This is a genomic window from Bradyrhizobium sp. P3_C3 (assembly GCF_056402655.1).
The window spans coordinates 17,104-26,421 of the sequence record NZ_JBFUGY010000008.1 but is presented as its reverse complement, the minus strand read 5'-3'; the positions used below and the strand labels follow the sequence as shown (position 1 = coordinate 26,421).

12 protein-coding genes are annotated in these 9,318 nt (G+C 65.0%); 8 read left to right on the top strand and 4 right to left on the bottom strand.

All coding sequences use genetic code 11. From position 1 onward, the window contains the following. The first annotated feature begins 27 nt into the window (after positions 1–27). Positions 28–825: an aldolase gene (locus tag AC1DW2_RS11370; RefSeq protein WP_247310652.1), complete on the top strand. Its 798-nt coding sequence runs from the start codon at positions 28–30 to the stop codon at positions 823–825. Positions 826–895: 70 nt separating this feature from the next. Here AC1DW2_RS11370 and AC1DW2_RS11365 read toward each other — a convergent pair whose 3' ends face one another. Next, a complete protein-coding gene (locus tag AC1DW2_RS11365) occupies positions 896–2,125 on the bottom strand; it encodes a lytic murein transglycosylase (RefSeq protein WP_477006047.1) in 1,230 nt (409 codons plus the stop codon). 133 nt (positions 2,126–2,258) lie between these two features. Here AC1DW2_RS11365 and AC1DW2_RS11360 point away from each other — a divergent pair, with 133 nt between their 5' ends. The 3 genes from AC1DW2_RS11360 (at position 2,259) to AC1DW2_RS11350 (ending at position 3,117) form a co-directional block, all read left to right on the top strand. Beyond that, entirely contained in the window at positions 2,259–2,519 is a 261-nt protein-coding gene (locus tag AC1DW2_RS11360; protein WP_028151025.1) for a hypothetical protein, read from the top strand. A gap of 73 nt (positions 2,520–2,592) precedes the next feature. After that, positions 2,593–2,844 carry a hypothetical protein gene (locus AC1DW2_RS11355; RefSeq protein ID WP_477006046.1) on the top strand — a complete coding sequence of 84 codons (252 nt, stop codon included), beginning with the start codon at positions 2,593–2,595 and terminating at the stop codon, positions 2,842–2,844. Positions 2,845–2,928: 84 nt separating this feature from the next. Next, positions 2,929–3,117: a hypothetical protein gene (locus AC1DW2_RS11350; RefSeq protein WP_135213536.1), complete on the top strand. Its 189-nt coding sequence runs from the start codon at positions 2,929–2,931 to the stop codon at positions 3,115–3,117. A 6-nt stretch (positions 3,118–3,123) separates the two neighbouring features. Here AC1DW2_RS11350 and AC1DW2_RS11345 read toward each other — a convergent pair whose 3' ends face one another. Beyond that, positions 3,124–3,654 (bottom strand): MarR family winged helix-turn-helix transcriptional regulator, encoded by a 531-nt coding sequence (locus tag AC1DW2_RS11345; RefSeq protein WP_477006045.1) that lies wholly within the window; start codon positions 3,652–3,654, stop codon positions 3,124–3,126. Between the two features lie 53 nt (positions 3,655–3,707). Here AC1DW2_RS11345 and AC1DW2_RS11340 point away from each other — a divergent pair, with 53 nt between their 5' ends. After that, positions 3,708–4,187, top strand: a complete 480-nt coding sequence (locus AC1DW2_RS11340) for a carboxymuconolactone decarboxylase family protein (RefSeq protein WP_477006044.1) — start codon at positions 3,708–3,710, stop codon at positions 4,185–4,187. Positions 4,188–4,219: 32 nt separating this feature from the next. Beyond that, positions 4,220–4,723, top strand: coding sequence for a cupin domain-containing protein (locus AC1DW2_RS11335; RefSeq protein ID WP_354121662.1), 504 nt, complete (start codon positions 4,220–4,222; stop codon positions 4,721–4,723). A gap of 31 nt (positions 4,724–4,754) precedes the next feature. Here AC1DW2_RS11335 and AC1DW2_RS11330 read toward each other — a convergent pair whose 3' ends face one another. Further along, entirely contained in the window at positions 4,755–6,377 is a 1,623-nt protein-coding gene (locus tag AC1DW2_RS11330) for a M23 family peptidase (RefSeq protein ID WP_477006043.1), read from the bottom strand. Positions 6,378–6,394: 17 nt separating this feature from the next. Next, the gene (gene efp / locus AC1DW2_RS11325; protein ID WP_063983478.1) at positions 6,395–6,961 is read right to left on the bottom strand and encodes an elongation factor P; all 567 of its coding nucleotides are present in this window, start codon (positions 6,959–6,961) and stop codon (positions 6,395–6,397) included. A gap of 162 nt (positions 6,962–7,123) precedes the next feature. Between efp and epmA the strand changes: the two genes are divergently transcribed. After that, complete coding sequence (gene epmA, locus AC1DW2_RS11320; RefSeq protein WP_477006042.1) at positions 7,124–8,188, top strand: EF-P lysine aminoacylase EpmA; 1,065 nt, start codon at positions 7,124–7,126, stop codon at positions 8,186–8,188. Further along, positions 8,185–9,279 carry a lysine-2,3-aminomutase-like protein gene (locus tag AC1DW2_RS11315; RefSeq protein WP_477006041.1) on the top strand — a complete coding sequence of 365 codons (1,095 nt, stop codon included), beginning with the start codon at positions 8,185–8,187 and terminating at the stop codon, positions 9,277–9,279. The genes epmA and AC1DW2_RS11315 overlap by 4 nt, the downstream gene beginning before the upstream one ends. Positions 9,280–9,318: the final 39 nt, after the last annotated feature.

Genomic DNA, 9,318 nt, shown 5'->3' with positions numbered 1-9,318 from the left:
TTCCGACCGATAGAGGTTTCCTTCGCCATGGCGCACAGCCTTCAATCTTCCTCATCCGCACCTGCGCCGTTCCGCTCGAACCGGCCTGATCTCGCCACCGACGCGATCCGCACCGCGCGCGAGGACCTCGCGGCCTGCTTCCGCATGGCCGCGCGCAATGGTTTTGAGGAGGGCATCTGCAACCATTTCTCGGCCGTGGTGCCTGGCCACGACGATCTCTTCCTGGTCAATCCATATGGCTACGCCTTCCGCGAGCTGACGGCGTCAAAGCTCCTGATCTGCGATTTCCACGGCAACGTGCTCGACGGCGATGGCGCGCCCGAGGCGACCGCGTTCTACATCCACGCCGAGATGCACAAGCGCCTGCCGCGCGCGAAGGTCGCCTTCCACACCCACATGCCCTACGCCACGGCGTTGTCGATGACGGAGGGCGATCCCCTGATCTGGGCCGGCCAGACCGCGCTGAAATTCTACGGCCGCACCGCAGTGGACCGCGATTACAACGGCCTCGCACTCGACAACCGCGAAGGCGCGCGGATCGCATCCGCCGTCGGCGATGCCGACATCGTCTTCATGAAGCATCATGGCGTGATGGTGCTGGCGCCAACCATCGCGGAGGCCTGGGACGATCTCTACTATCTCGAGCGCGCCGCCGAGGTGCAGGTGTTGGCGATGTCGACGGGACGAAAGGTGCTGCCGGTCGATCCCGCGATCGCGGCGGAAACCTACAGGCAGATGCGCGAAGGCGATTCCGAATCCGCGCGATTGCATCTCGCCGCGATCCGCCGCCAGCTCGACGCCGAAGAGCCGCAGTACCGGCACTGACCCCAACCATCGTCATTCCGGGCTCGCGCCAAGTGGCGCGCCCTGGAATGACAAAGTGAGAGAGCGGGCTCTACGACCCCTGCCGCAACTTCGCCAGCACCTTCAGCCCGCCATAGCCATCCGCGGGCGTGATCCCCGCACGCTGCTGAAAATCCTTGATCGCCTTCATGGTGTCGTTGCCGACGCGGCCGTCGGTGCCGCCGGTGTCGAACCCGGCCTTGGTCAGGCGCGTCTGCATCTCCTGCACCTCGGCGAGCGTCAGCGCGCGCTCTGAGCCGGGGAAGGGCTGGATGAAGGGCGGCGCGCCGAGGCAGCGGTCGCCGAGATGGCAGATCGCCAGCGCATAGTTCATCGAGGGATTGTAGCTCTTCACCGAATAGAAATTCGGTCCCAGCAGGAATGTCGGCCCGCCCGCAACCGGCGTCCACATCTGCGCGGATGCATTCGGTTGCGGAAACGGCTGGCCGTCGGCGCGGGTGACGCCGGCCGATGCCCACGCCGCGTAGGTCCGGTTGCCGCTCATATCGCCGGACGCGCGCACCTCGTAGCCCCAGTGCTCGCCACGGCGCCACTTGCCGCGATTGACGAGGTACTTTGCCGTTGAGCCCAGTGCATCGTCGGGCTTGCCGAACGGCGAGACCTTGCCGTCGCCGTCATAGTCGATGCCAACATTGAGCCAGACTTCCGGCATCCATTGCGAATGCCCCATCGCGCCGGCCCAGGACCCCTGCATCTGCTCCGGCGTGCTCCAGCCCTTGTCGACGATGCGCAGCGCGTTGATCAGCTCGGTCTCCCAATAGGCCTTGCGGCGCGGCTCGTTCCAGGCGAGCGCGGCGAGCGAGGGGAATACCGGCGTCATGTGGTTTTGCTGCACCAGCGGATCGCCGTAGGCCGACTCCACGCCCCACAGCGCCAGCAGCGTACCGCGCTCGACGCCGAAATCACGCTCAATGCGCGCGAGCAGCGCCTCGTTGTTCCTCAGCGCGATCTTGCCGTTGATGATGCGCCAGTCCGAGACGCGACGGTTGATGTATTGCCAGACCTGCTCGTGGAATTCGGGCTGGTTGCGCATCTGCTTGAACACGCTCATGTCGGGCTCGACCCGCGCCATCGCGCGCTGCCAGGTCGCAGCCGAAATGCCCTTCGCCATGGCGCGTGCACGAAAACCCTCGCGCCATTCGTCGAAGCCCGGAGGCGCGGCGAGAAGCTGCGTGGGGAATGTGATGAATGCGGCTGCACCGAGCGTGGATCGAAGCAGGGCGCGGCGGCTGCGATGGGCCGAGGAATCAGCTTGTTTCATGGACCCATTCTAGCGGGAATCACGGCTGCTGTGGGCCGGTTCCTGGAACACGGGGAACAGGCCATCGCGCCGCGTTCCGCCGGAACAAAGTGTCGCAGTCCCGCATTCCCTCCGCATACACTGGAGGATGAAGATGAAAAGATATCTGTTTGCCGCCGCCATGGTCACGGCCATCGCCGCCCCTGCATTCGCTGACGAAGTCGGCGTTCACGTCGGCCCGGTCGGTGCCGGCGTGACGGTCGGACAGTCCCACGAATATCGTGAGCGGGACCGCGATCGCGACCGCACCACGGTCATCAGGGAGCGCGAGCCTGCCAACCGCACCACGGTGATCAAGAAGGAAGATGAATTCGGCAATCGCAGCAAGACCGTGATTCATCACGACAACGACTGACGGAGCTGGGCCCCGGCCGAGCGCCGGGGCCCGCCGTCTGCACGCAATCTGCTCATCGAGAATTCGGGGTGGAATGAAGATACGGGCACATGCGGAAAGCCACGTCGTCGAGCTCGACGACGGATCGCAATGGCGGATCTATCCCGGCGATCTCGCGACCACGTTGAGCTGGAAGCCCGAAACCGATCTGCGTCTCGAGCCGAGCGGTGATCGGACGAGTTCGCATGCGCTGGTGAATGCCGCCGATCAGAGCCGCGTGCGCGTGAGCGCGGCGGGCGATGCCTGGCCCGACGGCGAGGTTAAGCAAGCGTTGAAGGGCGGCTGAGCGTCCTTAGGCTTGCCCGGATATCCCCAATTTCAAGCCTGTCGCTTTACGGTCGGTTTGCTTCCGTCTGCCCAGAATGCGCGCATGCGGGAGCTGTTCGACATCATCCGTACCAATCCCTGGCCGTTCGGCGCCGGGCTGTTTGTCGTGATCCTGATGATCATCGCCGAGAACTTTGGCCGCGGCATTCAGGGCGACGGCGCCGTCAGCGATTTCTCGGATGCCGATGGAGGCGACGGCGGCTGCGGTGGTGACGGAGGCGGCGGCGACTAGAGCCGGTTAGTCCTCCTGCAAATCGGCGGCGATGCCGGCGAGCCAGCGCCGGATCGCGGTCTCTGCCTTGGCGTCCAGACTTGCGGCAAGGCGCTTCTCCAACGCGATCACGCGCTCCCTGCACGCCTTCAACAGCGTCGTTCCCCGCTGCGTCAGCGTCCATTGCTGGATCCGGCCGTGGACCGGATGAGGCGTCATTGCGATCGCACCGTCGCGATCGAGGTTGCGAATGATCACGCCGACCGTCTGCGGGGTCAGGAAGGTGAGCCGGGCGACGTCGGCACCCGAGAGGCCCGGATAGGCGTTCAGCATGGTCAGCACGGCAAATTGCGGCGACGTCACGCCGAGGTCGGCGAGCGTCCGTTCCATCGTCAGGCGGACCGCGGCATGGGCTTGTCGCAGCAGATAGCCGAGATAACCTTGCTCGCCGCGCTTGCCTTCTCCGGGCGCGGGCACGCGAACGGCAGCGATTTCGGCAGGCGCGGCCGGCTTCCGCGAAGCCTTCGATTTCGTGATGGCAGCGGTCTTGCGTGTCATATAAGAGCTCTTATAAGATGTAAGCAGTCTTACAATACACGAGGTGAACGCCAATGTCACACGCCCGCGGCGAGTACGAGGATTTCAAGAAGATCGCGCCCGATGCGTATGAGCTGGTGCTGGCGCTCGGCCAGGTGGCGGCCAAGGCGGGCCTCGACAAGCAGCTGCTCGAGCTGGTCAAGCTGCGCGCCTCGCAGATCAACGGCTGCGCCTTCTGCGTGCAGCACCACGTCCTGTTGTCGGAGCGGATCGGCGTGCCCGTGGACAAGCTCAATCTGGTCGCGGTCTGGCGCGAGGCGCCGGTCTTTTCCGCGCGCGAGCGGGCCGCGCTGGCCTGGGCGGAGGCGCTGACCTTCCTGCCCGATGGCGTCAGTGAAGAGGTCTATGCGGACGCTTCCGGCGAATTCTCCGAGGCCGAGCTGATGTACCTGACCTCGGCGGTCGCCTCGATCAACGTCTGGAACCGCTTTGGCGCCGCGTATCGCTGGACGCCGGCGAAGCGGCCGGTCGCAGCGAGTGCCGCGGCATCTTGAGTGCAACAACGAGAAAACAAGGGGAGGTTATCATGACTGCAATGAGTTTGACCCATGCGCAGCGTCCGGTGCCGTCGCGCTCGATGGCGCTGGCCGTCGTCGGCGGGCTCGCCTGCGCGCTCGCGATCGGCAAGGCGTTGCCGGTGACCATGGACACGATATCCGGCGCGTTGGCGCCGCTCTGCGCGACCGCGGCGGAGAGCTCGCCGCTCGACAAGGTCGAGCCGATCGGCTCCTACGCGCTGCCGAACGTCCCGGGCAAGCGCGTCACCATCGTGCGTGTGTTCTACGGTCCCGGCGGATTTTCGCGGCCGCATCGTCACGCGGGTTCGGTGACCGCCTACATCACCAAGGGTGAAATCCGTTCCCAGCTTGGCGGCGGTCCTGTCGAGACATTTGGTGTCGGCCAGTCCTTCTTCGAGCCGCCGGGATCGACGCATCTGGTCTCGGCCAATGCCAGCACGACCGAGCCGGCGGAATTGATCGCGGTATTCGTGGCGGACGAGGGCGCGCAACTGACGACGCTGTTGGAGTAGTCCGTAGCGGCCGCATGAGCGAACTCGCCCCTCAATTCTCCTCGCCGCTCGATCCTTCGCGCAGGTCCGGCTTGATCACGTCCTCCGGCAACGCGTGCGCCACCGGCTGCGGCGTGCCGGCGATCTCCGGGCCGACTTCGCGGCCGCGGGCGTGGATCAGGCGTTCATAGGCCGAGACCAGCGTGACGTAAGGACTGACCCAGATCCAACCGTCGCGAGTAAATACCTGCACGTCGAAATGCAAATGCATCGATGTGCCGGCGGGATGGTCGAGATAGTTGGAGACCACGCCGATCTTCTCGCCTTCGGTGACGATGCGGCCGTTGAGCATGCCGTCGGCGGTCAGCGCCTGCGGGTTCATGTGCATATAGCGGAAGCGAATATGCTCGGTGCGGCTGTTGACCTCGAGCGTCGCGGCCTGATCCTTGGCGCCGCGGATCACGATGGCGTCGCGCACCGCGACGACGCCGCGCTGCTTGCGATCGCAGGGTTCGTGGCCTTCGCCGGGCGGTGGGCATTCGGCGGCACGGATGTCCTCGCCCTGGTGGCCATAACCGCCGCCGCACTGCCAGACCTCGAAACTGCGGGACTCGCAGAAATTGTCGCGCCAGGGATAGGCCGTCGGGCCGTCGCTCTTGTCGCGCTTGCCGTAGGATTGCGAACGCACGAAGGCGGGCGCCTTTTCGAGCGGAAAACGGATCTGCGCATAGGCCATCACATCCGGATGGCCGGCCTTGTTGCGATAGCCGGTGTTCGGGATGATGTCGCCGCTCGGTCGGTAGGTGAAATCCGGCGACCGCGCTGAAGGACGATCGATGATGCCGGAGGCCATGTCTGTGAGCGGCCGCATGCGCTGGCCGCCGGCGATGCGGAGCCCTTTCAGGAAGCGCTCGGCAACCGGATAGGCTTCCTTGCAGGCGAGCCTCCGCGGCTTTGCGATGCTGTCCAGGCACTGGATGGAGACGACATAGGCAACGCCGAAGCGGGTGAAGGCGTAGCGCACATAGCCTTCCCGGATGAACCTGCGCAGGTCCGGATAGGTTGCCGCAAGCGGCTTGACCTGCTCGCCCTTGCCGCCGGCGGGATCGGCGACGTCATAAACGAGTGCCGAGCCCGTGATCTGCACCTCGACCGGCCTTGTGTAGACGCGGCTCGGCATACCGTCGCCGGCACCGGGTTCGAGCGAGAAGCTGGCACTGTAACCTGAGGGGCCGGCATCGAACATGTCGACGGGATTGAAATCGGCCTGATAGTGCGAGAGCGCGAGTGTCCCCGGCGCGCGATTGCGCTGCGCCTCGAGATAGGCGGCAGCATCGAACGGCAGCAGCACGGGCACGGAGCTGCGGGCGATTCCGGTGAAGAATTGCGATGAGACCGCGTTGAGCTGCACCAGCGCAGGCATCGCGCGCGGATCGTAGCGTGGCACCGAACGGCGGGGCGCGAAGATGAAGTCGCCCGCGATCGGGGGACGACTGTTGACCTCGGTGCGGAACTGGTCGAGCGCTGCGCGCCAATCGATGCGCAGAGCCGTGAGCGAAGGGCTGCGGATTTCGTCCGCAGCGAGCGGAGTGGCGGTGAGGAGCGAAAGCGCCGCCAGAACCAGCGAGACGAAGCGGAAACTTTTCCCAACCACTGCCTCGGCCCCCGGCGGCACCTGCTCTGATTCCTCGCTTAGTCCTTGGCGCGCTCGGAGTAGGAGCCGTCTTCGGTCATCACCACGATACGGGTGCCGACGGCGATGTGCGGCGGCACGGTGGTGCGCAGGCCGTTGGAGAGCACCGCGGGCTTGTAGGAGGAGGAGGCGGTCTGGCCCTTGGTCACGGGCTCGGTCTCGACCACTTCCAGCGTCACGCGCTGCGGCAACGCGATCGACACCACGTTGACGTCATGCGTCGACAGCTTGACCGTCATACTCTCCTGGAGATAAGCGGCCGCATCGCCGATGACGTCCTTGGACACCTGGACCTGGTCATAGGTTTCCGGGTTCATGAAATGGAAGCCGTCGCCATCTTCATAGAGGAAGGTGAAGTTGCGCTCTTCGATCGTGGCCTTCTCGACCTGGTCGGTGGTCTTGTAGCGCTCGGAGATCTTTACCCCGTCCGAGATTCGGCGCATTTCGATCTGGCTGACCGGAGTGCCCTTGCCGGGATGGATGTTCTCGGCGGTCACAACGACATAAAGCTTGCCGTCTTGCTCGATCACGTTGCCCTTGCGAATAGAACTGGCGATGACTCTCAAAGCTATATTTCCTGCTTGCTTGGCCCGGCTCCGGCCAGGACGTGGTCAAATTGATGGGGGACCTGGGGCCTCAAATCAGACCGCGGCACCCGTTTCGGGCCGCAACATACGCATTTTGTCGTTGAATGCCAGCATTTTGCTGGCCTGCGGGGCGGCCGGTTGATGGTTGGGGACAAGCCGATTTCGCCGTTCTGGTCGCCCTCGCGGCACCTCGACCGGCGGCCGTTCCTCCAGGCCAGGGGGGCCATTACCGGGTCTCTCAGGGGCTTTTTCGCCGAGCAGGGGTTCCTCGAGGTCGAAACCTCGGTCCTTCAGGTCTCCCCGGGCAACGAAACCCATCTGCACGCCCCCCGGACCGAGATCATGCGGCCCGATGGCAGCCGTGCCAGCCGGTACTTGCGGACCTCGCCGGAATTCGCCTGCAAGAAGCTGCTGGCGGCGGGCGAGGAGCGGATTTTCGAATTCGCACGGGTGTTCCGTGATCGCGAGCGCGGCGACCTGCATCTGCCCGAATTCACCATGTTGGAATGGTACCGGGCCAGCGCCCCCTATGATGCCATTATGGCGGACACCGTCGTCGTCATCGCCCGCGCCGCGCAGGCGACCGGGATCGGGAATTTCTCCTTCCGCGGCCGGACCGCGGATCCCTTCGCCGAGCCGGAGCTGGTGACGGTCGCCGGCGCCTTCGAGCGGTTCGCAGGGATCGACCTGCTGTCGACAATTTCGGGCGGCGAGGGTAACCGTGCCGCGCTCGCGCAGGCGGCCGGCGGCAAGGTCCGGGTGGCGGAGGACGACACCTGGTCCGACATCTTCAGTAAGGTCCTGGTCGAGCATGTCGAGCCGCATCTGGGGCAGGGGCGTTTGACCATTCTGTTCGAATACCCATCTCCAGAGGCGGCGTTGGCGCGCGTGAAAGCAGATGACCCGCGGGTCGCCGAGCGGTTCGAGGTCTATGCCTGCGGCGTCGAACTCGCCAACGGCTTTGGCGAGTTGACCGACACCGAGGAACAGCGCAAGCGCTTCACGGAGTCGATGGCGGAGAAGCAGCGCCGCTATGGCGAGGCCTATCCGCTGGACGAGGATTTTCTGGCCGCGGTCGCCCAAATGCCGGAGGCGAGCGGTGTCGCGCTCGGCTTCGACCGGCTGGTGATGCTGGCGAGCGGCGCAGCGCGGATCGATCAGGTGGTGTGGACACCGCCTGCAAATGAAACGTTAAGTGAGACATGACGAAGACCAACCTTGCACGCACCCTGCGTGAGCCGGCCGAACTTGTGGCCGCACAGCTTGCACCTGCCGAAGCGCTGCCCGCGCTCGAACGTGTCGCCGCGCGGTATGCGGTGGCGATCACGCCGGCGCTGGTCGAGCTGATCGACACGTCCGATCCCGACGATCCGATCGCGCGGCAATTCGTTCCGACCGCCGCGGAACTGGAGATGCAGCCAGGCGAGAGCGCCGATCCGATCGGCGATCATCCGCACTCGCCGGTGCAGGGCATCGTGCATCGCTATCCCGACCGCGTGCTGTTCAAGCTCGTCCACGTCTGCGCGGTCTATTGCCGCTTCTGCTTCCGCCGCGAAATGGTCGGGCCCGGCAAGGAGAACGCGCTCTCGGACGGCGCCTATCGCGCGGCGATCGACTACATCCGTTCGCACAGCGAGATCTGGGAAGTGATCTTGACCGGCGGCGATCCCTTGATGCTGTCGCCGCGCCGGATGAGCGAGATCATGGCCGATCTCGCGGGAATCGATCACGTCAAGATCATCCGCCTTCACACCCGCGTGCCGGTGGCCGATCCCGCGCGGATCAGCGACGAGATGGTGGCTGCGTTGAAGGTCGAGGGCGCGACCACCTGGGCGGCGGTGCATGCCAACCATGCGCGCGAGTTGACGGGGCCTGCGCGCGCGGCCTGCGCACGGCTTGCCGATGCCGGAATTCCCATGGTGAGTCAGTCCGTGCTTTTGCGCGGCGTCAACGACAGCATTGCCGCTTTGTCGGATTTGATGCGAGCTTTCGTCGAATGCCGGATCAAGCCCTATTATCTGCATCACGGCGATCTCGCGCCGGGCACCGTGCATTTGCGAACGACGCTGGCCCAGGGCCAGGATTTGATGCGGCAGTTGCGCGGACGGGTGTCAGGACTGTGTCAGCCCGACTATGTCATCGACATTCCCGGCGGCGCCGGCAAATCGCCGGTGGGGCCGAATTATGTGTTGGCGGTGCAAAATACCGCAGCCGACGCGCGTGAAGCGGAGACGGAAACGCGCTATCGTATCGTGGATTATTGCGGCGACGTTCATCTCTATCCGCCCGAGACGTGAGCGGCGATGCAGAGAACGTGGGTTTGAGAATGGAGGAAC

Bases quoted from the DNA above. Each gene is read 5' to 3' on its own strand.
- AC1DW2_RS11370 (WP_247310652.1), top strand. From the start codon at position 28: ATGGCGCACAGCCTTCAATCTTCCTCATCCGCACCTGCGCCGTTCCGC.
- AC1DW2_RS11365 (WP_477006047.1), bottom strand. From the start codon at position 2,125: ATGAAACAAGCTGATTCCTCGGCCCATCGCAGCCGCCGCGCCCTGCTT.
- AC1DW2_RS11360 (WP_028151025.1), top strand. From the start codon at position 2,259: ATGAAAAGATATCTGTTTGCCGCCGCCATGGTCACGGCCATCGCCGCC.
- AC1DW2_RS11355 (WP_477006046.1), top strand. From the start codon at position 2,593: ATGAAGATACGGGCACATGCGGAAAGCCACGTCGTCGAGCTCGACGAC.
- AC1DW2_RS11350 (WP_135213536.1), top strand. From the start codon at position 2,929: ATGCGGGAGCTGTTCGACATCATCCGTACCAATCCCTGGCCGTTCGGC.
- AC1DW2_RS11345 (WP_477006045.1), bottom strand. From the start codon at position 3,654: ATGACACGCAAGACCGCTGCCATCACGAAATCGAAGGCTTCGCGGAAG.
- AC1DW2_RS11340 (WP_477006044.1), top strand. From the start codon at position 3,708: ATGTCACACGCCCGCGGCGAGTACGAGGATTTCAAGAAGATCGCGCCC.
- AC1DW2_RS11335 (WP_354121662.1), top strand. From the start codon at position 4,220: ATGACTGCAATGAGTTTGACCCATGCGCAGCGTCCGGTGCCGTCGCGC.
- epmA (WP_477006042.1), top strand. From the start codon at position 7,124: ATGGTTGGGGACAAGCCGATTTCGCCGTTCTGGTCGCCCTCGCGGCAC.
- AC1DW2_RS11315 (WP_477006041.1), top strand. From the start codon at position 8,185: ATGACGAAGACCAACCTTGCACGCACCCTGCGTGAGCCGGCCGAACTT.